The sequence below is a fragment of the Collinsella aerofaciens genome (assembly GCF_019131995.1).
Taxonomy (GTDB): Bacteria; Actinomycetota; Coriobacteriia; order Coriobacteriales; family Coriobacteriaceae; genus Collinsella; species Collinsella aerofaciens_S.
The window spans coordinates 1-26,121 of the sequence record NZ_JAHONA010000001.1; the positions used below are offsets into that span (position 1 = coordinate 1).

The 26,121-nt window shown below is 60.9% G+C and carries 18 protein-coding genes and 1 tRNA gene; 10 read left to right on the plus strand and 9 right to left on the minus strand.

The genetic code is table 11. The features are described from left to right. Window positions 1-214: 214 nt before the first annotated feature. The gene (locus tag KSY82_RS00005) at window positions 215-1,438 is read right to left on the minus strand and encodes an iron-containing alcohol dehydrogenase (RefSeq protein WP_195240295.1); all 1,224 of its coding nucleotides are present in this window, start codon (window positions 1,436-1,438) and stop codon (window positions 215-217) included. A gap of 500 nt (window positions 1,439-1,938) precedes the next feature. Between KSY82_RS00005 and KSY82_RS00010 the strand changes: the two genes are divergently transcribed. From KSY82_RS00010 to KSY82_RS00030, 4 genes are all read left to right on the plus strand, one after another. Beyond that, window positions 1,939-3,015 carry a tetratricopeptide repeat protein gene (locus KSY82_RS00010; RefSeq protein WP_217749766.1) on the plus strand — a complete coding sequence of 359 codons (1,077 nt, stop codon included), beginning with the start codon at window positions 1,939-1,941 and terminating at the stop codon, window positions 3,013-3,015. Beyond that, on the plus strand, window positions 3,015-4,058 hold the full coding sequence (locus KSY82_RS00015; RefSeq protein WP_148346519.1) for a hypothetical protein: 1,044 nt from the start codon (window positions 3,015-3,017) through the stop codon (window positions 4,056-4,058). Before KSY82_RS00010 ends, KSY82_RS00015 begins: the two co-directional genes overlap by 1 nt. Before the next feature lie 45 nt (window positions 4,059-4,103). Then, entirely contained in the window at window positions 4,104-6,281 is a 2,178-nt protein-coding gene (locus KSY82_RS10295) for a MurT ligase domain-containing protein (protein ID WP_254881631.1), read from the plus strand. A gap of 298 nt (window positions 6,282-6,579) precedes the next feature. Continuing rightward, a tRNA-Glu gene (locus KSY82_RS00030) sits at window positions 6,580-6,656 on the plus strand. A gap of 634 nt (window positions 6,657-7,290) precedes the next feature. Here the strand turns inward: KSY82_RS00030 and KSY82_RS00035 are convergent. After that, window positions 7,291-9,378, minus strand: coding sequence for a glutamine synthetase III family protein (locus tag KSY82_RS00035; protein ID WP_118205277.1), 2,088 nt, complete (start codon window positions 9,376-9,378; stop codon window positions 7,291-7,293). Window positions 9,379-9,804: 426 nt separating this feature from the next. Between KSY82_RS00035 and KSY82_RS00040 the strand changes: the two genes are divergently transcribed. The 6 genes from KSY82_RS00040 (at window position 9,805) to KSY82_RS00065 (ending at window position 17,169) form a co-directional block, all read left to right on the plus strand. After that, window positions 9,805-10,677 (plus strand): methylenetetrahydrofolate reductase, encoded by an 873-nt coding sequence (locus tag KSY82_RS00040; protein WP_217749767.1) that lies wholly within the window; start codon window positions 9,805-9,807, stop codon window positions 10,675-10,677. Next, window positions 10,677-11,465, plus strand: coding sequence for a vitamin B12 dependent-methionine synthase activation domain-containing protein (locus KSY82_RS00045; protein ID WP_217749768.1), 789 nt, complete (start codon window positions 10,677-10,679; stop codon window positions 11,463-11,465). Before KSY82_RS00040 ends, KSY82_RS00045 begins: the two co-directional genes overlap by 1 nt. Window positions 11,466-11,474: 9 nt before the next feature. Further along, window positions 11,475-14,033, plus strand: coding sequence for a homocysteine S-methyltransferase family protein (locus tag KSY82_RS00050; protein WP_217749769.1), 2,559 nt, complete (start codon window positions 11,475-11,477; stop codon window positions 14,031-14,033). Between the two features lie 108 nt (window positions 14,034-14,141). Further along, on the plus strand, window positions 14,142-15,506 hold the full coding sequence (locus KSY82_RS00055) for a PFL family protein (protein ID WP_035136908.1): 1,365 nt from the start codon (window positions 14,142-14,144) through the stop codon (window positions 15,504-15,506). A 317-nt stretch (window positions 15,507-15,823) separates the two neighbouring features. Beyond that, window positions 15,824-16,711, plus strand: a complete 888-nt coding sequence (locus KSY82_RS00060) for a methyltransferase domain-containing protein (RefSeq protein WP_368042009.1) — start codon at window positions 15,824-15,826, stop codon at window positions 16,709-16,711. 158 nt (window positions 16,712-16,869) lie between these two features. Beyond that, window positions 16,870-17,169 (plus strand): YhbY family RNA-binding protein, encoded by a 300-nt coding sequence (locus tag KSY82_RS00065; RefSeq protein WP_006234690.1) that lies wholly within the window; start codon window positions 16,870-16,872, stop codon window positions 17,167-17,169. A 69-nt stretch (window positions 17,170-17,238) separates the two neighbouring features. Here the strand turns inward: KSY82_RS00065 and KSY82_RS00070 are convergent, their stop codons facing one another. The 7 genes from KSY82_RS00070 to KSY82_RS00100 all read right to left on the minus strand — a co-directional run bounded on the left by KSY82_RS00070 (window position 17,239) and on the right by KSY82_RS00100 (window position 25,634). Beyond that, a complete protein-coding gene (locus KSY82_RS00070) occupies window positions 17,239-20,241 on the minus strand; it encodes an AfsR/SARP family transcriptional regulator (protein ID WP_217749770.1) in 3,003 nt (1,000 codons plus the stop codon). 448 nt (window positions 20,242-20,689) lie between these two features. After that, a complete protein-coding gene (gene nagB, locus KSY82_RS00075; RefSeq protein ID WP_055251013.1) occupies window positions 20,690-21,418 on the minus strand; it encodes a glucosamine-6-phosphate deaminase in 729 nt (242 codons plus the stop codon). Between the two features lie 272 nt (window positions 21,419-21,690). Beyond that, a complete protein-coding gene (locus KSY82_RS00080) occupies window positions 21,691-22,158 on the minus strand; it encodes a PTS sugar transporter subunit IIA (protein WP_306421699.1) in 468 nt (155 codons plus the stop codon). A 101-nt stretch (window positions 22,159-22,259) separates the two neighbouring features. Next, window positions 22,260-23,597, minus strand: a complete 1,338-nt coding sequence (glmM, locus tag KSY82_RS00085) for a phosphoglucosamine mutase (RefSeq protein ID WP_006234694.1) — start codon at window positions 23,595-23,597, stop codon at window positions 22,260-22,262. Between the two features lie 123 nt (window positions 23,598-23,720). Then, entirely contained in the window at window positions 23,721-24,116 is a 396-nt protein-coding gene (gene rpsI / locus KSY82_RS00090) for a 30S ribosomal protein S9 (protein WP_022094634.1), read from the minus strand. Window positions 24,117-24,118: 2 nt separating this feature from the next. Then, a complete protein-coding gene (rplM, locus tag KSY82_RS00095) occupies window positions 24,119-24,562 on the minus strand; it encodes a 50S ribosomal protein L13 (RefSeq protein ID WP_022094635.1) in 444 nt (147 codons plus the stop codon). 193 nt (window positions 24,563-24,755) lie between these two features. Then, complete coding sequence (locus KSY82_RS00100; RefSeq protein ID WP_217749771.1) at window positions 24,756-25,634, minus strand: patatin-like phospholipase family protein; 879 nt, start codon at window positions 25,632-25,634, stop codon at window positions 24,756-24,758. Window positions 25,635-26,121 lie beyond the last annotated feature (487 nt).

Sequence of the window (26,121 nt, forward strand, 5' to 3'; positions counted from 1 at the left end):
GAAGCGCACCCGCAAGAGCCCGCGGATATTAGCTTGCCAGGCAAGCGTCGACTAAACGTGCAGCGTGCGCGGGCCCTCCCGACGGGAAACGAAAAAGCCCGGTTTAAAACCGGGCTCGAACAAACACGCCTATTGACAATGGCTTTCTCATATTAAAAGAAAGGGGCTCCGTACAGATACGTGCGGAGCCCCTCGTTACGATAACAAGAGTCGATTAGAAATCGATGTCGGTGTCGTAGTAGCAGGCCTTGAGGATCTTCTCGAAGTCGGCAGCCTTGGTCTCACGCGGGTTCTCCGGCGTGCAGGCGTCGGTCTCGGCGTTCGCGGCGATCTCGGGCAGCTTGGCGAGGAACTCCTCCTCGGAAACCATCTGCGGGTTCTCGGCGTCGACCTTCACGCCACCATTCGCGTAATCCTTGATGGACTGCGGAATGTTGAGCTGGTCGTTGAGGTCGCGGATCTTCTGGACGAGCGCAGCGATGAGCTCCTCGTTGGTCTCGCCGGGAAGGTGCAGGATCTCCTTGGCCACGTAAGCGTAACGCTCGGCAGCACGCGGGTCCTTGGAGTTCCACTGGATGACCTTGCCCAGGTACATGGCGTTAGCAGCACCGTGGATGATGTGGCCGTTCTCGAAGGCAGCACCGGTCTTGTGAGCCATGGAGTGAACGATGCCGAGCAGGCCCGAGGAGAAGGCGATACCGGCGATGCACTGAGCCTCGTGCATGTGCTGACGGGCCTCATGGTCGCCAGCATAGGACTTGGGCAGCCACTCGACGATCTCGCGGATGCCGTGCAGAGCGTTGGCGTCGGTGAACATAGAGGCGCAGGTGGAAACGTAGGCCTCCATGCAGTGGGTCAGAGCATCCATGCCGGTGTGAGCGCACAGCTTGGCGGGCATGGTGTAGGTGAGCTCGGGGTCGACGATGGCGACATCAGGGGTGATGTTGAAGTCGGCCAGCGGATACTTGATGCCCTTTTCGTAATCCGTGATGACGGAGAAGGCAGTGACCTCGGTAGCGGTACCGGAGGTAGAGGAGATGGCGCAGAAATGAGCCTTCTGACGCAGCTCGGGGAAGCTGAACGGCTGGATGATGTTATCGAAGGACTCCTCGGGATACTCGTAGAAGACCCACATGGCCTTAGCAGCATCGATGGGCGAACCGCCGCCGATAGCAACGATCCAGTCGGGCTCGAAGTCGCGCATAGCGGCTGCGCCCTTCATGACGGTCTCGATGGAGGGATCGGACTCGACGCCCTCGAACAGCTTGACCTCCATGCCGGCCTCTTTGAGGTCGGCCTCAACGTCCTGCAGGAACCCGCCGCGGCGCATAGAGCTGCCGCCAGAAACGATGATGGCCTTCTTACCCTTGAGGTTCTTCACCTCGTGGCGAGCGCCCTCACCAAAGTACAGATCGCGAGGATTGGTAAAACGTCCCATACTGTGCCTCCTAAACAAGCCCCTCTTAGACTTGCGTATATAACGGAGCACCCAATTGGCTCCGTTAGGACCGGTTTGCGCGTTGCCGGCGATGACAATGCGCGATGTCTAAACGTCTCAACGCTCAGACAAACACTATTTTACCGTTCTGGTTGGTCAGTTATTCACCTAAAGCCGCCAATGATGAAACGTTTTTTCTATCCCTGAAGACCCTTGTGCGGCATTCATACTCCCAAGCTGGGCAAACGTTTTATCAAGGTTGACTACATATCCCGGGCAGGACGGTGCCCCTCCAAAATATGCACCGTTCGCCGCCAAAAATCGACCGTTTGCGGCACCGTGATACCACTCGGTCGTCCAAGGTGCCGACATTTGTGCGACATCCGTCTTCGTGGTGCAAAGGTGCAAGTCCAAGTGCGGCACCCCCGGTGTGCCACATGCGGGTAAACTAGAACCTTATATAGAAACATTTGAACCCTAACCGCAGCAAAGGAGGCCCCATGGCATTCGATCCCATTCAAGAGGATTGCCATCGCCTCGTTCTTGAGGCCTTGCGCCGCGACAATATCCCGCTCACCGACGCTGCCGCCGTAGAGCGTCTGATGGAACAATTCACCCGCAACCCCGCACCGCTCATCGTGCACGACCGCGACCGCGCCGGGCATCTGATTGCCAAGGTGGTCGAGGCTGTCGACTACCGCATTCCCTTTATCCCCGACGATACCCAGGCAGAGCAAGAAGAAGCCGCAGCCGAGAACATGCTCCGCGAGGCAGCCGCACTCGACCCGGCCAACTGGGATGCCCAGCGCATGCTGACGGCGCTCACCGCCGAATCCAACGAGGAATACGTGCAGTATCTGGTGTCCAAGTGCGACGAGGTGGAGCATGACCTGGCGCTCAAAATCGCCTCGGCGCAGGACCCCTACGAGCGTGAGGCCGCAGGCGACCTTACGCGCCGCCCCTATCTGCGCTGGCTTGCCGCCCTTGCGTCACGCGCGCTCATTAGCGGCCGCTATCGCATGTCGCTCGAAGCCGCAAACCGCAGCCTCGACTTTGCGCCCAACGACCCCGCTGGTGTCCGCCACACCGCGATGCTCGCCATGGCAAAGCTCGAATACCCCGCCGAGGAGCTCAAGCGCTTTCGCTCCGCTCACTCCGTGCCGTACCTCGCGAATACCCCGCTGCGCCGCCGCCCCAAAGATGCGGAGCGTGACTTGGACCCGTGGACGCTCATCGCGCTGATGAGCGCTGCCTGGCGCGAGCTGGACTACGAGGGCGCCGAACACTATTTGCGCATCCTCGCACGCTCGTGCCCGCACGCGGCCGAGGCGCTCTACTTCCAAACCGAGTTTCCCGATGGCGTCTATGCCCGCGTCAACGTGGGTGTGGGCTCCACCGACGAGCTTGTCCTCGCGCTGTCCGAGGCGACGCCGGTACTGCAAGAGGGCCTGGGCGCCCCCGACAACGCCAGCTTTGCTGCCTGGGTCGCCACCAACGATATCGTGCGTTCCCAAATCGATGAGCGCATCCTGCGCGCAGCCGAGCAGGGACTTCCATTTAAGGGAGGGGACCTCTAATGGATCCGAGCGTCTACATCCCCGCCTACCTGGAGCGCACCTATCTGGCGTCGCACCCCGAGCTCACCGATGCAGCACGCGAGCTTGTCCATAACGACGTGAGCGTCAACCCTCATAAGTATGCGCAGACCGAGCATGCCCAGGCACTGCTGTCCTATGCCGGTGTTCATCGCCACCTGCTCGACGAGCTCCATCGCATCGAGGACATGGGCAGTGACGAGGAGTTCGAACAGACGCGTAATCGCCTGTTCGACGACATGCGCGATGAGCTGCTCAAAATTGTCCGCGTCGATGCACTGGCCGTCGACGCGCAGCTGCTCGCCATCATCCTGGCCGACACGCCCGTTGACGCCTGCCTGGGTGACCTGATGAAGCTCGAGGCGACCACGGCCGATTACCTGCAGCAAAGCGTGCCCGGGTTCGACATGGAAGCCCCGCACTACTGGGCCAATAATGTTTTGGCCGACGGTGTCACTGCAGCAGACCTTACCGTGAGCGAGCCGGCTCTTATCGGGTGGCTTCATACACTCGAGGCCATCTCGCAGCTATGTATGGCGAGCGCTCGCTACCGTGCTGCCGCCAACTACGCCCGCCGCGTCCTTAAAGCAGAAGGCTATCCCACCCGAGCCGCAGGCACCGTGTTGCTCGCCCTCGCTCGTCTGGAAGACGAGGACGGCTTTTTTGCCCTAGCCCACCAACTCGAGGAAGAGATCGGGGCTGACGCGCTCGAGAACTCTCCTTGGTATCTGCTCGCCCGCACAATCCTATTGTTCAAAACGAACAAGATGCGCCCGGCGACACGCGCGCTGCGTGAGTTTGCCAACCGTTGCGAGGGCGGCGCGTTCTTCTTGCTGAACCCCATGTACCAGACGCCGTACCTTCCCTGCCGGCCCGAGCCGCGCGATCCCTGGGATCTTTCGCACCAGGCCGTTTGGGAAGCGGACGGTATTATCTCGGACACTCCCGACTTTGCCCCCTGGGCCAATGCCTGCGAAGACGTGTCGCAGCTTGCCCAGGAATTTGCGCGCCGCTACGGTTTTTAGTGACGCACTCGACCCGACCATGTCGTTTACGTTAGGAACGGTTTCATGAACCTCCGCTCATCTCTTGCCTGCACCTCGAGCGATATCGCCCGCTGGGGGCTGCGCTCCGTCCTTAAGCGCCAGGGCGGCGTACTCCCCGGCCGCATCGCCATGAAGATCGACCCCGAGCTGCTGAGCGACCTCGCCGGCCTTGTCGACCGCAGCGTGGTGATCACCGGCACTAATGGCAAGACCACCACCTCCAACCTCATCGCCGACGCCGTTGCCGCCAGCGGCGCCACCGTGGTATGCAACCGCGCCGGCAACAACATGGAGCCGGGCGTGGTGGGTGCACTGCTCGAGGCGCGCAGCGGCCTCAAGCGAGCCGGCGGCGGCAAGCGCGTGGGCGTTTTTGAATGCGATGAGCTCTACACCGTGCGCGTCCTGCCCAAGCTCAAGCCGACGTACTTCGTGCTGCTCAACCTGTTCCGCGACCAGCTGGATCGCTATGGCGAGATCGATCACACCCAAGAGGTCATCGCCCACGCGTTGGAACTTTCGCCGGCAACGACGCTCATCTACAACGCAGACGACCCGCTGTGTGCCGCGATCGCCGCACGCGTCCCTAACACGAGCATCGCCTTTGGCATCGACGGCGCCACGGGCACCGAGTCCGATCGCATTAGCGACTCGCGTTTTTGCTCACAGTGCAACGCGCCGCTGGAGTATGACTACGTGCAATACGGCCAGCTCGGCGCCTACCATTGCCCCTCGTGCGGCTGGGCCCGTCCCGCGCTGGTCCGTCGCGTGACGGGCGTGGAGCTCGGCTGCAACGGCTATGGTTTTGACCTGGTGTTTGGATCTGATTCCAGCGCACCAGCCGTACACATCGCCACGCGCTACAACGGCCTGTACATGGTCTACAACGTTGCCGCTGCATTCTTTGCCGCACATGAGTTAGGCGTGGATACGGCGCACCTGCAGCCCACGCTCGATGCCTACGTCCCCGCCGGCGGACGCATGGGCCGCTGGGATATCGCCGGCCGCACCGTCGAGGCCAACCTGGCTAAGAATCCCGTAGGCTTCGATCGACAAATCCAGTCCATCAAGACGGCAGGCGGCAGACTCTGCGCTTTCTTCCTCAACGATAACGATGCCGACGGCCACGATGTATCGTGGATCTACGACGTCGACTTTGAGCGCATCGCCGACACGCCGGGTCTTGTCGCCTTTGCCGGAGGCACGCGCGCGCACGACATGCAGGTGCGCCTCAAGTACGCCGGCATCGATGCCGCGATTATCTCGGACGTCGCGCAGGCAATTGGCGCCGTGGCAGACGAGGCCGCCGATGACACCTTCTACGCCGTCGCCAACTACACGGCCTTCCCGCCGCTGGTCAAGGAGCTCGACGGGCTGAAAGGCGCCACCGCCGACGCTGTTGCTGGGCGCGCCGTAGCCCGTGCCGACGGCAGCGCTCTTCCTGTCAGCATCGCGCCAGTCGAGCTTTCGCGCCCGCTGCGCATCGTCTACCTGTATCCCGATGCCCTTAACCTCTACGGCGACGGCGGCAACGTCATCGCCCTCGAGCGCCGCTGCGCCTGGCGTGGCATTCCCGTGCGCGTGGACGAGGTCCGTATGGGCGAGTCACTCGATCTCACCGGTGCCGATATCGTCATGATGGGTGGCGGCTCCGACCGCGACCAGCTAGCCGTGGCACACGAGCTGCTCGCCCAAAAAGACAAGGTCGCGGCCTATGTTGAGGACGGCGGCACACTGCTTGCCATCTGTGGCAGCTATCAGCTGATCGGCCGTTCGTACTACATGGGCGACGATCGCATTGAGGGCCTGGGCGTCATTGCCGCCGAAACCGTACGCGGCTCCGACCGCCTGATCGGCAACGTAGCCGTCAAAACCGATCTGGCACCTGAGCCCTTTGTGGGATTCGAGAACCACGGTGGCCGCACGCTTTTGGACGCCGAGGCCACGCCGCTCGGAACGTCCGTCGTCACGGGCACCGGCAACAACGGCGACGATGGCTTTGAGGGCCTCATCTACAAGGGCGTCATCGGCACGTACCTGCACGGACCAGCGCTGCCCAAGAACCCCGAGCTCGCCGACTGGCTCATTACCCACGCTCTCGAGCGGCGTGGCGATGCACAGGCCGCCGCCCTGCTGCCGCTCAAACCCCTCGATGACACCTACGAGCACGCCGCCCATGACGCCGCCATGAAGCTCCTCCCCTAGCACCCCACCACCACAAAGGGGACAGGCACCTTTGTGGTGGTTTTGACCCATCCCAGCGGTTTGTCTCAATCTGTAACATCTAGACCGTTAAAAGTCGTCTTACTGTTACAGAATGAGATGTTCGTCCCGACGCCTACCTTTTGTCTCGATCTGTAACAGATAGAGCCAATTTGCCCGCCCAGATGTTACAGATTGAGATATTTGAAAATCGGAATAGAAGCCTACTCCTTTGTGGTGGTTTTCCAGTTTGCCAACGATATACGCGCCGGCAAAAAAGTCTGCTATACTCTTTCCCGCTGTCCCCATCGTCTAGCGGCCAAGGACGCCACCCTTTCAAGGTGGATATCGCGGGTTCGAATCCCGCTGGGGGCACCATTTGAGATGTGAAGCCCGTTACCAATTCGGTAGCGGGCTTTTTGCTACCGAAATGCCGGGATTCGAACCCGACAGGGTGCGGAGCTGAGGAAACGCGAAGCGTTTTCCAGCGCAGCACGCAAGGAGCGAAGCGACGCGGCGAAAGCGGGCGGCGTCAGCCGCACGCGGACATCCCGCTGGGGGCACCATTTAAATCGAGAAGCCCGTTGCCCTCGCGGCGACGGGCTTTTTTCTTCCCCAACGCCGGGATTCGAACCCCGAGGGCATTAAATCACACTGTCGTCCAAGGGCCTGTGCGCAAAAAATGGCAAATATGAGTACTGTTACCATTTTAGTTACAGCGATTTCATGCCTTCAGAAGGCGATTTAGCCGTCGGGCGTCCTACGGCGGAATAATTGCAGACGTTTATCGGCTAAGTACTTGGACATATGTTGCGTAACACTACATATTTTGCAAATAAATAATGTTACAGGACTTGTGACAGTACTCATATTTGACGTTTTTTGCCCATAGCCCTTTATACCTAGGCAAATCGGCGGCAAAACGGGCTTCAAAGCGTCCTTCGCAAACAAAAACCGGGGCCCGCATGATGCGGACCCCGGCTCAATACCGTGACGATATGTCAGTTACGCCCTACACGTAGAACAGGATGTCGTCGTAGGTCGGAACCGGCCAGTAGTCGGCGGCCACGATCTCCTCCATGGCATCCACGGCGGCGCGCAGCGTGTCCATAGCGGGAACGACCTCGTGTGCATACACATTGGCCTGCTCCTGGCCATCGAGGGCCTCAGCCTTCTGATGCACGGCGTCAAGCGCCTTGATGGAGTCGTTGATGGTGGTGATGCCGTTGCAGAGCTTGTTGAGCGTGTTCTGCTCGCACTGCATGGCGGCCTCAGCACCGGCAGCACGAATAGTCTCAAGGCCCTTAGCGACCTTGGTGGCATAGGCGGTAATGACCGGGCGATAGGTACGACGCGCCTCGCGAACCATCGTGGTAGCCTCGATGTTCATGAGCTTGTTGTACTTCTCGAGCTTGCAGTCGTAGCGGCACTGAGCCTCGGCCTTGGTCAGGACACCCGTCTCCTCAAAGAGCGCGATGGCCTTATCGGAAACAAAGGCGGGCAGGGCGTCGGCCGTGGTCTTGTTGTTGGCAAGACCACGCTTCTCGGCCTCAACGGGCCACTCATCGGAGTAGCCGTCACCGGAGAAGAGGATGCGCTGGTGGTCGGTCAGGACCTTCTTGCAGTACTCGAGCGCAGCGTCCTGGAACTCATCCTCGGGCGTACCCTCAAGCGCGTCGGCGAAGGACTTGAGCGACTTGGCCACGGCGGCATCGAGCACCAGGTTGGAGTCGGAGACGTTCTGCTCGGAGCCGCAGGCACGGAACTCGAACTTATTGCCGGTGAAGGCAAACGGGGAGGTGCGGTTGCGGTCGGTGTTGTCCTGCATCAGCTTGGGCAGGGTATCGGCGCCCAGGTCGAGCACGCCGCGCGTGGCATGGACGGAAGCCTTGCCATCGATGATCTTCTCGACGACCTCGGTAAGCTGGTCGCCCAGGAAGATGGACATAATCGCCGGAGGAGCCTCGTTGGCGCCCAGACGATGATCGTTGCCGGCCGAGGCAACGGAGGCACGCAGGAGCTCCTGATAGTTATCGACGGCCTCGATCACCGCGGTGAGGAAGACGATGAACTGCAGGTTGTCGAGCGGGGTGTCACCTGGATCGAGCAGGTTCTCGGACTCGGTGCCAAGCGACCAGTTGTTGTGCTTGCCCGAACCATTGATGCCCTCGAAGGGCTTCTCGTGCAGCAGGCAGACCAAGTCGTGGCGGGAGGCGATGAGCTTCATCTTCTCCATCATGACCAGATTCTGGTCGATGGCCTCGTTGACTTCGCCATAGACGGGAGCAAGCTCATGCTGGCAGGGAGCAACCTCGTTGTGCTTGGTCTTGGCGGGAATGCCGAGCGCCCACAGTTCATCGTCCAGGTCCTTCATGTAGGCCGAGACGGTGGGGCGGATAGCGCCAAAGTAGTGCTCCTCGAGCTCCTGGCCCTTGCAGGGAGCGGCGCCAAAGAGGGTGCGGCCGGTGATGACCAGGTCCTTGCGCTTGCGGTAAGCATCCTTCTTGATCAGGAAGTACTCCTGCTCGTCGCCCACGGAAGGAACGACCTTCTTGGGGGTCTTGCCAAACAGCGCCAAAACGCGCTTAGACTCACGCGAGAGCGCGGTCATGGAACGCAGCAGCGGGGTCTTCTTGTCCAGGGCCTCGCCCGTGTAGGAGCAGAAAGCCGTGGGGATGCACAGGACATCGTCCTTGATAAAGGCGGGGCTGGTGGGATCCCAAGCGGTGTAGCCACGGGCCTCGAAGGTGGCGCGCAGGCCGCCGTTGGGGAAGCTGGAGGCGTCCGGCTCGCCCTGGATGAGGTTCTTGCCCGTAAACTTGGTAATGGCGGTGCCGTCGTGGTTGGGCTCCAGGAAGCTGTCGTGCTTCTCGGAAGTAATGCCCGAAAGCGGCTGGAACCAGTGCGCGTAGTGCGTCGCGCCCTTGGAGATGGCCCAGACCTTCATGGCATGGGCAACGGCGTTGGCCACATCCAGGTCGAGCGGCTCACCGCCCTCGAGGGTTGCAGCAAGGCGCTTCCAAATGTCCTTGGGGAGGTAGTCCTTCATGACTTCCTCAGAGAACACCATGGTCCCGAAGCGGTCAGTAAGTTCGGCCATACGGAACTCCCTTCGTATCGGCACCGCGTGAGAAGCGGTGTTGATTACTAACGAACGAGTCATAGCTTAGACCCGCCGTGTTTCCGCGACATTACCGTTATGTTGCTGTCGCGAAACCAATCAATGAGGTTACCCTATCGAGGCGGCGTTGCCACCCTCAACAGCCAATCAACTGCATAAATTGCAGACCTCTCCCCATGGTTTAAGGGTAGTCAATTTGGGATGGAGCTCTATTAACTGGTATTTTGCATCAGATACCATTCAATATAGCCCCATCCTACATTGACCACCCTGTTATAGGAAATGCCGATAGCGAAGCATTTTCGATTGGTATCCCCAAATAGCGAGTGAAACTCCACCGTGACACAGCGGTGCTGTAGAATCCTTACAACACATCGCACTATTACGTATCTAGAGGAGCACGATATGCGCGTCGACGAGGTTTTCAAGCAGGCAGCATCCCAGGGCACCGCACCCGTTTCGTTTGAGATGTTCCCGCCCAAGGGCGAGCTTACCCTCGACACGGCTCGCAAGGTGGCAGGCAACCTGTGCAAGCTTTCGCCGAGCTTTGTCTCGGTCACCTGCTCGGCCGGCGGCTCGGGCAACGGTGCCACCACCGCCCCCATCGCGCATATGATTACGAACGAATTCGATACACCCTCGGTGGCACACCTTACCTGTGTGGGCCGCTCGCACGCCGATATCGCCGCCAAAATCGACGAGTATCGCACCGCCGGCGTTGAAAACATCCTGGCCCTGCGCGGCGACCTGCCCGCTGGCGCGACCGAGGACGACAAGCCCGCCTCCGACTACGCCTACGCCCGTGACCTCATCCCCGAGCTCGTCGACGCCGGCTTTTGCGTGGGCGCCGCAGCCTACCCCGAGGGCCACATTGCCTGCGAGGATCTCAACCTCTCGGTCGAGCACCTCAAGCAAAAGCAAGACGCCGGCGCGAGCTTCTTTGTGACACAGCTCTTTTTTGACAACGAGTGCTTCTACCGTTTTCACGAGCTTGCCGACAAGGCCGGTATCACCGTGCCCATTACCGCGGGCATCATGCCGTTTATGGGCAAGTCGCAGATCAGCCGCATGGTCTTTATGTGCGGCGCATCGCTGCCCTCCCCCGTCATCAAGATCCTCGCCAAGTACGAGAACGACCCCGAGAGCTTGCAGGCAGCCGGTGTAGAGTATGCCGCCCGTCAGCTTTGCGACCTCAAAGAGCACGGTGCCGACGGTCTGCACCTGTACACTATGAACCGTCCTGCGATCGCCGCAACCATTATGGAGCGCCTGGGGTAATGGAAAAACCGCACGTCGATACAACCGTTGTTGAAGTGCCGGCCGACCTTGCGTCGCCGGCGCTTTACCGTATCGACGCTGCTCACCACCCTCGTGTCGACCGTGCCGAGATGCTGCGGTATCTGGGCTACGGCGGTCAGCAGATTGAGCCCGAGCTGTCGCAGCGTATTGAGCTTGTCGTTGAGCGTCTGGAGCTGGATATTGAACCCCGTGGCGTGCGCCGCGTATTTGCCGTCGATGCCACGGGAGTCGATGAACAGGGCGATCCTTGCATTCGCTTGGTCGGCACCAACGTTGAGCTGCGCGGTCGCGATATCTATCGCCATCTCAAAGACGCCCGCTTTGCCGCGCTCATGGCATGCACCCTCGGCATGGACGCCGAGCGTCGCCTGCGCACCACGGGAGCCCAGCAGCCCCTAGAGGGAGCCGTGCTCGACGCCGCGTGCTCCGCCTATGTGGAAGCCGCCGTTGAGCAGATGGACCAGCAGGTCAAGGCTGCGGCCGCTGCACACGGGCTCGCCGGCAACTGGCGCTTTAGCCCCGGCTACGGCGACTGCCCGCTCTCGGCCCAGCGCTCGATCGTCGATGCGCTCAACGCCACGCGCCTCATCGGCCTTACCGTCACGCCCACCTGCCTGCTCATGCCCACCAAGAGCGTGACCGCGGTGATTGGCCTGTTCGACGGCGAGGTCCACGACGCCCAAAGCCGCCCCACCTGCAATATCTGCCGCATGCGCGAGCACTGCCGCTTCCGCGCCGCCCACACCACCTGCTATTCCAGCCATTAGGAGCCCTCGATGTTTACTCCGCTTATCACTCATGATTCTGACGGCACTGCATTGGCGGCACCCGTTGATGCCGCACGTCGCAACGGTGCCACGTACAAGACGCGCACGATCGACGATCTGCGCATTAAGGACGATCGCCTGCGCGCCGCCATCGAGGGCACGGGGCACTTGCTGTTCGACGGCGGCATGGGCACCATGCTGCAGGCGGCCGGCATGAAGGCCGGCGCCCTGCCCGAGCTGCTCAATTTTGAGGAGCCCCAGGTCATTACCGACATTCAGCGCCAATACGTCGAGGCCGGCTGCGACGTGATCACCGCCAACACCTTTGGCGCCAACGCCCACAAGCTCGACGGAGCCGCCACCGTGGCAGACGTCTTTGCCGCCGCTGTCGCCTGCGCCCGTGAGGCCGGCGCCCGCTACGTCGCCGGCGACATCGGCCCCATCGGCGCCCTGCTGCGCCCCCTGGGCACCCTCAGCTTTGACGAGGCCTACGACCTCTTTGCCGAGGAGGTGCGCGCCGGCGTCGCTGCGGGTGTGGACCTCTTTATTATCGAGACTATGACCGACCTGGCCGAGATCAAGGCGGCAGTCCTCGCCTGCCGCGAGAACTCCGACCTGCCCGTCTTTGCCACCATGACCTTTGAGGAAGACGGCCGCACTTTCTTGGGCACGAGCCCCGAGGTCGCCGCCATCACCCTCGACGCCATCGGTGCCGACGTCCTTGGCATCAACTGCAGCCAGGGACCGGCCGAGCTCCGAGGGCTCGCTGCACGCATGCTCACCGTTACCGACAAGCCCGTTATGGTGCAGGCCAATGCGGGACTGCCCCGCGTGGACGATGACGGCAACACCGTCTTTGACATCCAGGCCCCCGAATACGCCAAGGCCGTCGCCGGCATGATTGCCGACGGCGTGAGCGTCGTGGGCGGCTGCTGCGGAACCACGCCGACGCACATGGCGGCACTTCGCACGCTTATCGACAACCACACGCCCAGCCCGCGCCGCCGCAAGCCCAGCATGTCGGTCACGAGCGCCCAAACGGTCGTGGACCTTCCCTGCGACGGCCACAAGATCGCCGTCATCGGCGAGCGCATCAACCCCACCGGCAAAAAGCGCCTGCAGCAGGCCCTGCGCGACGGCGACCTGGACTACGTCGTGAGCCAGGGTATCAGCCAGCAGGAACAGGGCGCCGACATCCTGGACGTTAACGTAGGCCTGCCCGAGATCGACGAGGTCAAGATCATCCAACAGGCCACCGAGCAGCTCCAGGGCTCCACGCTGCTGCCGCTGCAGATCGACTCCACCGACCCCGCAGCCGTCGAGGCCGCCGTGCGCCGCTACGCCGGCAAGCCCATCATCAACTCGGTCAATGGCAAGCAGCAGATCATGGATGAGATCTTTCCGCTGGTCGCCCACTACGGCACCAACGTTGTCGGACTTACGCTCGACGAAGGCGGCATCCCCGATACCGCCGAGGCCCGCTTTGCCATCGCCGAGCGCATCGTGGCCGAGGCTGCCCGCTACGGCATCGGACCGGACCGCATCCTCATCGACTGCCTGGTCATGACCGCCTCGACCAATCAACGCCAGGCCGAGCAGATCCTACGCGCCATGTCCCTGTGTAAGGAGCGTCTGGGCGTCAAATGCGCGCTCGGCGTGTCGAACATCAGCTTTGGCCTGCCTGCCCGCCCGCTGCTTGGTTCGGTCTTTTTGGCCGCCGCCTTTGGCGCGGGCCTGGACGCCCCCATCATGAACCCGGGTTCCAAGCGCTTTATGGACACCGTCTACAGCTATCGTGTGTTGAGCGTTGAGGACGAGGGCTCGACCGGATACATCGAGCGCTACGCCGGTTGGACCGATCCGTACAAGATCGCCGCCAACCCGGCAGCGGCTCAGGCCGCATCGAGTGATGCCGCGCCCGCTGCTGGCACCGCCGGCACCGACGGCAACGACGACCCGATTCGTCGCATGGTCGTCTCGGGCCGCAAAGGCGAGATCGCTGCCGAGACCGAGCGTCTGCTGGCAGACCACGACGCCATGGACCTCATCAACAATCACTTTATCCCCGCCCTCGACGAAGTTGGCGTCCTCTTTGACCAGGGCAAGTTCTTCTTGCCGCAGCTTATGGCCTCGGCAGAGGCCGCGCGTGTGGGCTTCGACACCATCAAGCGCCTGATGCCCGCCGGCGAGATTGCCGACAAGGGCAAGATCTGCGTGGCCACCGTCAAGGGCGACATCCACGATATCGGTAAGAACATCGTCAAGATGCTGCTCGATAACTACGGCTACACCGTCTTTGACCTGGGCCGCGATGTCGATCCGCAAGAGGTGCTCAAAACCGTAAAGGAGCGCGACATTAAGCTCGTCGGCCTCTCGGCGCTTATGACCACCACCGTCGTCGCCATGGAGGAGACCATCAAGTTACTTCATGCCGAGGTTCCGGGCGTCAAGATCATCGTGGGCGGCGCCGTGCTCACCCCCGAATACGCCAAGCAGATCGGTGCGGACTACTACGCCAAGGACGCCGCCGAGAGCGCGCGTATCGCCGAAGAGGTCTTTGGCCGGTAACATAACGGAAACAACCCCACACCAAAACGTGCCGCATGTGCCACTTAGCGCGTGCGGCACGTTAGAATAAAGGGGACTATGCTCGTTTTGGCAGATAGGAGCGCAAGGATGGCGATCACGCCTGCAGAAATCGCGGAAACCCGCGGCATGGTTGAGGAGCAGAACCTCGACATCAGGACCATCACCATGGGTGTTTCGCTCATGGGTTGCGGTGACGAGAACCTCGACCGCATGTGCACGAAGATATACGACCACGTGACGCACACGGCTGAGCACTTGGTCGAGACCGCCGAGAACCTCGAGCGCGAGTACGGTATCCCCATCGTCAACAAGCGCGTTTCCGTCACCCCGGTGGCGCAGATCGCCGCTTGCTGCAAGGATGAGGACCTCACCCCCATCGCGCATGCCCTCGACCGTGCGGCCGAGACCCTCGGCATCGACTACCTGGGCGGCTTCTCCGCGCTCGTCCAGAAGGGCATTGGCGACGCCGACCGCCGCGTTATCCAGTCCATTCCGCAGGCGCTCGCCACCACGAGCCGTGTCTGCTCCAGCGTCAACGTCGCCAGCCTGCGTGCCGGCATCAACATGGACGCCGTGCTCATGGCCGCACAGACCATCATCGACGCCGCCAAGCTCACGGCTGACCAGGACTCCGTCGGCGCCTCTAAGTTTGTCTGCTTTGCCAATATGGTCGAGGACTCCCCGTTTATGGCGGGCGCCGTCCACGGCGGTGGCGAGGCAGACGCCGTCATCAACGTTGGCGTCTCGGGCCCCGGCGTTATGGCCGCGGCACTGGAGACGCTGCCCGACTCCGCCTCGATGATGGAGGTCGCCGAGAAGATCAAGCAGACCGCCTTTAAGATCACCCGTGCCGGTGAGCTCATGAGCCGCGAGGCCGCCCATCGCCTGGGTGTCGAGAAGGGCATCGTCGACCTGTCGCTGGCTCCCACGCCTGCCATCGGCGACTCTGTTGCCCGCATTCTCGAGATCATCGGCGTGGGCACCTGCGGTGGCCCCGGCACGACCTGCGCGCTCGCCATGCTCAACGATGCCGTCAAGAAGGGCGGCGTCATGGCCAGTTCCAGCGTGGGCGGTCTCTCCGGCGCCTTTATCCCCGTGTCCGAGGACGCCGGCATGATCGCCGCCGTCGAGGCCGGCGCGCTTTCGCTCGAGAAGCTCGAGGCCATGACCTGCGTGTGCTCCGTTGGCTTGGACATGATCGCCATCCCCGGCGACACTCCGGTCGAGACCATCGCCGGCATCATCGCCGACGAGATGGCCATCGGCGTCATCAACAACAAGACCACGGCCGTCCGCGTGATCCCCGCCATCGGCAAGGGCGTGGGCGACTGCGTCGAGTACGGCGGCCTGTTCGGCCGTGCGCCCATCATGCCGGTGAACCCCAACGCCGGCACCGTGCTTGCCCACCGCGGTGGACGCTTCCCGGCGCCGCTGAACTCGCTGAAGAACTAGCTGAGGGAGACTGGCGAGGACCCCCGGGGAGGGCAAATATATAAGGTCGCCTGCTCGGACAGTCCTGACTCGCACGGAGAGCACATTAAGTGCTCTCCGGCTCGTGCGGAACTCGCGATCGACCTTATATATTTGCCCTCCCCGGGGGTCCCGCACAACGGGACCTCAGTTGGGTTCTATCCCGTATGGCAGTCGCTTCGCTCCTGCCCGCCTTGGTTGTGAGGGCGGTTTGGCGTTGGAACGGTTCTTTCTGATATATGCTGGTTGCGGCTCTTCTTTTGGGAGGAGTCGCTTTTTTGTTGCTAGGAGGTTGGCCCGTGGTTGATGGGGAGAATCGTTCTGAGCTGCTTGCTGCGGATTGGAATGGCGAATGGATGCGCCTGCAAGCTGGTCGGCGACGGGCTGATGATTCTTTTGAATGGGATAAGCGGGCTCGGCATTTTCGGCCGTTGGAGACTGCCCCGTATGCCCGGGACTTTATCAAGCTGTTGGCGTTAAAGCCTGGTGAATCCGTGCTCGATATGGGGTGTGGAGCTGGGTCGATTGCTATTCCGCTTGCGCAAGCCGGGCACCCTGTGATTGCGGCTGACTTCTCGCCTGCTATGTTGGGCACGCTTGATGCTGGCATTGAGTACTATGGGCTCGCGGGTCGCATTACACCGCTTGAGCTTGCTTGGGATGATGATTGGGATTTGGTTGGGCCGGTTGCGAAAGCGGTGGATGTTGCCTTTGCCAGTCGTTCGGTAACAACGACCAACCTGAAAGGCGCACTTGCCAAGCTTGATCGTACGGCTCGTCGGCGTTGTGCTGTCACGATGGTCGCTAACTCCAGCCCGCGCTATGACCTGCACTTGATGAATGCCATCGGTGCCTCGGTTACCTGCAGTAATGGCTTTGTGTATGCCTTTAATATCCTCATTCAGATGGGTGCCCTGCCGCAGGTCACGTACTTTGAATCGCCGCGTCGCGATACCTTCGACAGCCTTGAAGCGGGCGTGGCGGACTTTTCCCGCATGCTTGAGCATGGCAACGAGGATAAGGTCGACCGTCTGCGCGACTACATCGCCCAGCACATGATCGAGAATCCCCATGCCGGTGAGCCGGGCTCCAAGGGCGTGCCGCAGGGGCGCTATATGCTCGACCATATCCGTAAGGTTCGCTGGGCGTTTATTGCATGGGAACCGGTCTCTGCGCCCAGCTCATAGCCTGTTCGCAGCCCGCACCGCCCACTCACTCGGCATCCGCATTCTTTTTGAACTGGGCAAACGCGCTCCACACCGCGCCGTTCCTGCGCTATCGTGGGACAGCTCACGTAGATTAAGGCCCCGTCGCGGGGCGCCCCATACATAGAAAGCGAGAACCCATGGCACTGACAGGAGCCCAGGTCAAGCAGCTTCGCAGCATGGCCCATCACCTCAACCCCGCCATCATCATCGGTAAGTCCGATGTCAACGAGGGCACCGTCGAGCAGACGGTCGCCTACCTGGAGAAGCACGAACTCGTTAAGTGCTCCGTGCTCGATGGCTCCAGTCTTTCCGCCCGCGAAGCCGCCGAAGAGCTCGCCGAGCGCTGCCACGCCGAGGTCGTCCAGGTCATCGGCCGCAAGTTCTCGCTGTATCGCGAGTCCTCGCGCAAGGATATCGAGAAGATCAAGCTCGTCTAAGAGCCAATGATCCGGCGAGCCAACACATAGCAAGCTTACGGGTGCCCAAGTACTTCGGGCACCCGTTTTTTATCGCTCGACCAGCACGCGATTGAGCCGCCCCTCCACCAAGCGCTCGTATAGACGCCGCGTCTCGGGCTCGGGCACGCCATTGACCTGCTCCCTCAGGTGGTGCATATGCCCGCTGTACAGCTCGACGATATCGCGCCGCCGCCCCGCCGCACTGTAGACGCGCATGGCACAACAGCGCACCATATCCTCGCGCGCCGTTTCCTGCCGAAGCCCCGACTCCGCCAGCCAAATCGCCGACTGCAGATCGTTTTCTTCTAGAGCGGCATTTGCTCCCTTAATCATGCAATCGATGTACTTTGACTGCATAATGCGTCGCATACGTAAAAAGTAGGTGGGATTACAGCCATTGGGAACATACAGCGGTCCGGCATAAAGCTGCTCAATCTTAAGGCACAGCTCAACTAAATGGGGCCCGCACGCACCCGTGCGATTTCCCAAAACCTCGCGGCTTATCTGGTCAAACAGCCGTACATCGGTCTTGACGTAGTCGCCGTTGAGTCCGATGCATTCATTTTGGATGAGCACACACGACTTGCCATCCGGCGTCGGTCCCAAAGCCGACCGCAAGCGCGATATCGTCGAGTACAGGTTGTTGCGGGCGCTATTAAACTCGGCATGGGGCCACAGCTCCATGGCCAGCGTCTCACGATCGACGAGCGCATCCATGCCCAGCGCAAGCCGCTCGGCAAGCGTCGCCGCCTTCTTGCGACGCCACATTTTGTCCGTGATGGGAAACCCATCGCGCTCGGCGCGAAACGCACCAAACATGCGAATCTCGATATGGTCGATGGTATCAACGGCTTCAACCTCGCCGGCCTGGAACAGGCGCTCGCTCTCTCCTTCCAAATCGTCGCGCAGCGAGTACCGCGACAGCTCGCGCACGGGAAGCTTCTTGCGTATCCTGCCCGCCGGCTCGCCCAGACAATGCATGGCAAGGCGCGCAAAGAGCCGATACGATGGCTCTAGAATCCCCGCACGATTCATGGACATCCAGGCCGCAAGATCGCTGTCTCGGCCCGCACAGGCCAAATGCAGCGCCACCATCCAGGCCTCCGCTCCACCAACCTGCGTCTGGCTTATATCGAGCAACTCCGCTTCCTCGCGCACCGAAACCATCGAGGTGTTACGCAGATATGCCGCGCGCTCCAGCAGCAATGCGTTATCGCGCATGTACGCAATCGACTCCTCGGCAAGTTTGAGCACTTGGACCGCACGGAACTTTGCATTAACCGGCCGTCCCTCTGCCAGCGACTGCCAGCCTTCTAGCAACAGCCCAAACAGCTGAATCTGGTTGTCGCGCATGCGCACGGCAAAACGATCGAGCTCGTTGAACGCCGCGTCGTCGGTTACCGGCAAGCCGGAAAGGAGCCGCCGTGCCGCCAACACCATGCGCACCCAGATAGCCATCGCCTTAAGCCCACGTACGTCGAGCGCCTCCCGCACCACCGTCATCTCGTCGTCGCGCTCGTCGGTTCCCGCAAACGACCCGTCAAAGAGCTCCACCAGCATGCTATCGGCCCGTATAACAATCCCCGCGATGTCGAGCTCGCAGTCGTAGGCCTTGCTCGTTTTGAGCTGTTGTAGAACGCCGCCGTCATTTCCCCGCTCGGTCAGACAGCGTTTGACCTCGATATGCGCAGACAACATATCGAGTGCGGTATGGGACGTCTCTATTTCTGGCACGGCCAGGTTCGTAGGAAGCCCAAGCCCGTTGTCCCCATAGCAAACAGCCGTCAGTGTCTGGGCCACCCTCCATGAAACAGGGTCTATTTCGCAGGCCGCCCGTTCGCCCCCGCGTTCGATGACCGATGCCATATAGCGAGCGAGCTTTGTATTGGACACGCTGACCGCTGCCAGATATACGCCAAGCGCTTCGGCAGGCGTTGGCTCTGGAGCCGGATCGTCGGCATCGATCGTGCCCAGTGCCGCTCGGCAGATATCGGCCCCGTGCCCCGTCAGAGCCAGATCGACCCCATACTGCCCAGCAAGTTCAAGGACCGCTTCACGGTCCAAAAAGGCGTCCGCCAGGCCCATCGCCGCATCGCATCGGCCCGCCTTAAGCAAAATCCGGGCCGCCCTCGGAACAAGTTCGGGGCGGACCTCGGCCACCAACTTACGCAAGCGCAAGCGTCCGTTATCCTCCGTGCCCAGACACGTAAAACTCCGCTCGGCGGGATCCAAGCCAAAGATCGGGTAGTCGCGCACAAAATAGGACTGGTCGACCATCGACAGCCTCACCCCACAGGCCTCGAGTTCTGCGATATTGCCCTCGCCCATCAAAACCATGAGACATGCCACGCAAAACAGCGCATTATTGTCGAGCGAAGCCAGATCGGCAAGTGCCGCGCCATATACGTTGACAATCTCGTTTTCGAGCAGACCGGCTACGTCACCTTGGCCATACAGACCCGTCTGCAATGCCGAAACGAGCTCGGGCACGCCCTGCGTGAGCTGATAAAAGTCGAGCGATGTGCTGATCGAAAACGCCGATGCCCACGCCGAATACTCATAGGCATGCACCTTAAGCATCTGCGCATTGATCTTAACCGAATCGCCCAGCCCATGAATCAGCTGACGATTTGAAGGACGGCAGGAAATAAAGACCCCTACCCCCATAGCGCGCAGGCCGCGAATCCTGTCGATGAGGTCTTCGGTATCGTGCTGATCGAGGTTTGGCACATTATCAATTGCGATAAGGGAGTGCGGTTTGTCTTTGAGTTCTTCGGTAACCACCTCGAGCTGCATAAACACCTCGCGCCCAGTGGCGCGATCGGCCTCGATAATCCGCACGGGGCCTCGCGTCGGGTCGCATTTAACCTCATGGGTGTACTGCAGCAGCACCGAGGTCTTCCCAAACCCGTCGGGCGCATAAAGAACCACGATGCCGGCCTTTCGGCCCTTGGCGATAAGCTCATTCATCAAGCGCTCGCGTCGCACCATATAGCCTCCGCCCAGCGGCATCAGCTCGAGGTCGTCTATACCGCTCAAATCGTTTACCATGCCCGCTCCTCAACTCGACCGTATGGACACTGTAGCCGCAAGACCATACAAGCCGCGCTATGAATAGAGCGACCTTGTGTTTTAGGTTGTCTTTTGGTACGCAAGCGGCAAGTTTTTGTACAGCGAGGGCCGATTGTTATTAATCCCCCGACTAATCGGTCTTTAAGCAGGTAAATGAGCTTGTCAGCTTGTCCCATCTAAGCGGCAGTGTAACGCAAATGAACAAGGTTCAGCTATGTCATTCAACTCGCCTAGCACCCGCTACCGTCTACGACCTTTTAGTGGCATTTTTGCATAGAATCTGGTATGGAATGAATCAAGCTGTTGGGCATCCGGCATTCGTCAAGCTTGCGGCAAGATTTTGGTCAAGCGGGCGGACAGGGATAGCAAAAAGGCCCCCGCAAAGCGGAGACCTTAGGCAAGGCTATGTCGAGGTGCAGGATTCGCGCTACTCGCAGAGCGAAAGGGCGGCCTCGTCGGCAACGACAACGCAGTTGGTGTGCAGCTGCAGGATCGAAGCCGGGCACGCGGGCGTAACCGGACCATAGCACATGTCATGCACGGCCTGAGCCTTGGCCTCGCCGTTGGCGACGACCAGGATCATGCGGGCATACATGATGGTCTGGGTACCCATGGTGTAGGCCTGACGGGGGACGTCGTCGATGCTGTCGAACAGGCGGCTGTTGGCCTGAATGGTGCTCTCGGTGAGGTCGACGCAGTGCGTGCCCTTGGAGAAGTGGTCATCGGGCTCGTTGAAGCCGATGTGGCCGTTGTTGCCAATGCCGAGCAGCTGCAGATCCGGGTAACCGGCGGCGGCGACGATCTTGTCGTACTCAGAGCAGGCAGCGGCGGCGTCGGGGTTGGAACCGTCGGGCACATGCGTGTTGTTCAGGTCGATGTTGATATGATCGAAGAAGTTCTCACGCATAAAGTAGTGATAGCTCTGGGGATCGTCGTGCGAAAGGCCGCGATACTCGTCCAGGTTGTAGGTGCTGACCTCGGCAAAGTCGACGTCGCCCTTCTCGTACCAAGCAGCGAGCTGCTTGTAGGCACCGATCGGGGTGGAGCCGGTGGCAAGGCCCAGCACGCAGTCGGGCTTGAGAATAACCTGCGCCGAGATGATATTGGCTGCCTTGCGGCTCATATCCTCGTAGTCTTTAGCTTTAATAATCTTCATTACGCGTCCTTTCTCGTACAAGAGAGGCAAGGCTCCCCTTACAAGCACTTGCCCGCGGCCCGCGTCGGCCGCAACCAACGTGTGCGGCCACCAGGGCGAGGTCGCGTAATGTATGTGTCTCGTGTCTAGCCGCGTCGAGGCCCCTGCCCGTCCACGGTGACCCGAAGCCTTTTAGCTTCGGACAAATCCCATCTTGCCACGGAGGGCGCCCTCTTTCAAGGGCGCCCTCCGTAAACGTGTTTGAATTGTAGGCTAATGGCCACGTGCACTTGCTAGCGCTCGCGAGCAACGATGAGCTGGTCCATCTCTTCGACATGCACGCCAACGGAGCCCTTGATGCTCGAGAACTCAACGGAGTTGCACACCAAGATGGGAACCGTCACATCATAGCCCTCGGCAGCAATTGCCTCGCGATCGAACTCAATGAGCACATCGCCCTTGTGGACGATGTCACCCACTTGCGCATGTACGGTAAAGTGCTTGCCCTCAAGCTGAACAGTGTCCAAACCAACGTGGATGAGCACGTCCAAGCCATCGACCGTGTTAAGCGCAACAGCGTGTCCCGTGGGAAAAATGGCCTCGACCTTGGCATCAGCCGGTGCAATCACACGCGTGCCGGTAGGCTGAATCGCCACGCCCTGGCCCAAAAGGCCGGTGGCAAATGTCTGGTCGTTTACCTCGGAAAGCGGAATGACGTCGCCCGAGATGGGAGCATCCAGCGTAAGGACTCGACCACGCATACCAAAAGACCTTAGGACTTTAGTGAACATGCTCCCCCTCGGACATACCAATCGACCAAAATAGCCTTAACAGTTTACCACTTGGCACTCGTTTTTGACCATTAGGGAAGTTCGCGCTTGACAACCTCGACGATGTCGTCGACAACGCGCTGGGTCAGCTCGTGCGTCTCGGCCTCGGCCATAACGCGGACCAGCGGCTCGGTACCGCTCGGACGTACCAGAATGCGGCCGCGGCCGTCAAGCTCCTTCTCGGCAGCAGCGACGGCATCCCAGATGGGCTGGCAATCGTCCAGGCCGGCCTTGTTGTCGGAATGCACGTTGACGAGTACCTGCGGGTACTTCTTCATGATGCCGGCAAGATCGGTGAGGGTACGACCGGTGCGCTTGAGCACGGCCAGCAGCTGCAGAGCCGTCACCAGACCGTCACCGGTGGTGTTGTGCTCCAGGAAGATGATGTGGCCGGACTGCTCGCCGCCGATGACGGCGCCATCCGCGAGCATACGCTCCAGAACGTAGCGGTCGCCCACGGCGGTCTGAACCATCTCGAAGCCCTGCTCCTTCATAGCGATGGAGAAGCCCAGGTTGCACATGACGGTCGAGACGATCTCGGAGTTGGCGAGCTTGCCGCGGGCGGCGAGGTCAGAACCGCAGATAGCCAGGATGTAGTCACCGTCGATCTCATTGCCCTCGCTGTCCACGAACAGCACGCGATCGGCGTCGCCGTCGTGGGCCAGACCGATATCGGCGTGGGTGCGCAGCACGAGCTCGCGCAGGGGCTCAAGGTGAGTGGAGCCGCACTCAACGTTAATGTCAGTGCCGCAGTAATCGGTGTTGATAGCGTGCACCGTGGCGCCCAGGCGCTGCAGCGCGGCGGGCGTAGTCTGGCAGGAAGCGCCGTGGCCGCAGTCGACGGCAACGACTAGGCCATCGAGCCTCAGGCCGTCGAGCGTATCGATGGCATGATCGACATATGCCTTGCGGGCGTCCTTCATCTTGATGATGTGACCCACGCCGGCACCGGTCGGAAGCGTGTCGGCAGCCATGGCCTCCTCGGACATGACCCAGGCGCTGATCTCTTCCTCGACAGCGTCGGGAAGCTTCATGCCCTTGCGGCTAAAGAACTTGATGCCGTTGAACTCCGGCGGATTGTGCGAAGCGGAGATGACGATGCCGCCGTCGAGCTCATTCTGGACGGTGAGCAGCGCCACGGCCGGCGTGGGGATGACGCCGCAGCAGTGCGGGCGGCCGCCCTCGGCCATAATGCCGGCGGTCAGAGCGCTCTCGAGCATGGTGCCCGAAAGACGCGTGTCGCGGCCGATGCAGATGTCCGGACCAAGGAACTTGGTCGCCGCGCGGCCCAGGCGAAACGCGAGGTCGCACGAGAGGTCGGCATTGGCGACGCCACGGACGCCGTCGGTACCGAAGATGTTCTGGGGCATAGGATCGCTCCTTCCCTAGCAGGCGATATACAACCGCCCACCCTAGTCGAAAAAGAAAAGCGGGACCCGCCGAGGAATCGGCAGGCCCCGCTTGTACATTGTATCTCGAAAGGAGATAAAACCTTAGCGCTTGGAGAACTGGGGAGCGCGGCGGGCCTTCTTGAGACCGTACTTCTTGCGCTCGACCACGCGAGCATCGCGCGTAAGGAAACCGGCCTTCTTGAGGTCAGCACGGTAGTCGCCAGCGTTCAGAAGAGCGCGAGCGATGCCCAGACGCAGAGCGCCGGACTGACCGGAGATGCCGCCGCCATCGCACAGAGCGATAACGTCGAACTGACCGGCGGTGTCGGTCACCTTGAAGGGAGCAAGGGCGTTCTCAACGAGCTGATGACGGCCGAAATACTGCTCGGCGTCACGCTTGTTGATGGTCACCTTGCCGGTGCCGGGGACGAGACGGACGCGGGCGACGGCGTTCTTACGACGGCCGGTACCCTGGTAGACAACGGTGTTCTCAGCCATCTTTAAGCCTCCAGCTCAATCTTCGTGGGGTTCTGGGCAGCATGCGGATGCTCGGCACCAGCGTAGACCTTAAGCTTGGTCATCTGGGCACGGCCGAGGGTGGTCTTGGGCAGCATACCGCGAACGGCGCGCTCGATAACCTTCTCCGGGTGCTTCTCCATAGCCTGGCGGAAGCTCTCAGCCTTGAGGCCGCCGTTGTAGCCGCTGTGGCGATAATAGGTCTTCGTGTCGGCCTTGTTACCGGTAAGCTGGACCTTATCGGCGTTGATGACGACAACGAAGTCGCCGCAGTCGCTGTTGGGCGTGAACTGGGGCTTGTTCTTACCGCGCAGGATCATTGCGATCTGGGTGGCAAGACGGCCCAGGACAGCACCATCGGCGTCGACGAGAACCCAGTTGCGCTGGACCTCGCCCTGCTTGGCGTAGTGAGTCGATTTCGAAATCACTTAGACTCCTCCATGTACAGTACGTGTTGTTACAGAGATTCACGGGGCTCTGCAAGTAACCCGTCCATATTACCCCGCTCGCCGTACGAGTCAACAGGTATTTTGGCTCCGACCAGAGTTTCTGCACATGTCATCCACGAGCCGTGATTTTCCAGCTCTTTAGCTGTTGTCATTTTTTGAGGGTTCGCCGTCGCTAGCGCTCAACGAACTCTTGGATTTCCGCGAGCAGGCGCTTTGCCTCCTGACGACCCTGGATATACAGGTCCAAAAGCTTTGCCGAATCGTGCTCGACATGGCCGACCTCGACCGGCTTTTGCGGAGCGACGACCAGCGCGCGGCCCTCGCGCTCATACTTCCACAGATGCATGCGCTGGATGTTATAGCGGTCATGGCGCGTCTCGATGGCCTCGAGCAGGTAGGGGTAGTCGGCATAACGCGCACGCGCGGCCGGCATAAACTCGTAAGGCTTCTTTTCGTACGAACGGTCCTGCGTGACGATGACGACCGCACGGTCGAAGCCCGCCTCCTCAAGCACGTGCTCGATAGGAACCGAATCGGCCACACCGCCGTCGACGTATTTGTGCCCGTCGATCTCGACCGGCGGCGTCACCAGCGGCAACGAGGTCGAAGCACGCACGGCATCGAGGTCGAGCACGGCGCTTTTGACCGGCAGGTAGGCAGCAGTTCCAAAGAGCATGTCCGTCGCGACGGCATACATATCGATGGGACTCGCGTCGAAGGTCTCGTTGTCAAAGGGGTCCAGGCGGTCCTGGACGTCGTTGAAGATAAAGTCGTAGCCCACGATAGAGCCCGTGGACGCAAACGACGCGGCGCCCATGTAGCGGTTGTCATTGCAAAAGGTCAAATTGACTCGGTTGGTGCGGCCGATCTGGTGCGACTTGTAGTTGACGCCGTTGAGGGCGCCGGCCGATACGCCGTACACCGCCGGGATCTCGACGCCGGCCTCCATGAGGACGTCGAGCACGCCCGCGGTAAACTGCCCGCGAAAACTACCGCCCTCCAGGACGAGCGCGACCTTGCCAGCGTTTTTCGCCTTATCTTCTGCAGTCATATTGACCTCCTGCGATTGCGTTTTGGCCTTCTTCTACCCAGTTTTGGGATGGCGAGCGCACGGGTTTTTCGAGGCGGCAGGTGAAGCGGAAAGTGTGTCCCAGTTTGAGGCGGGATTCCGGGATGCGCTTTCCGCTTGGACCGCCGCTGGGAAAGCGCGTCCCGTTCTGAGCGCGGATTCCGGGATGAACTTTCCGCCAACAACCCATCCGGAAAATGCATCCCATTCTGAGCCGATATTCTGGGATGCAGCTTCCGCTTGAGGCGCCATCCGGAAACTACGTCCCAGTCTGAATGCGGATTCCGGGACGCGCTTTCCGCCTGGGCTGCCATCGGGAAAGCGTGTCCCGGTCTGCGTTGCCAAGGCGTTTTCTTTACGGCCGCGCCCTGCATAGAGTTCGATTCTCCGCGGTTGGGGGAATCCGTTGATGGGTTGAAACCGGGGCAAGACGCCCGATCGGCATCGCATCTATATCTGGCTGAAGCAT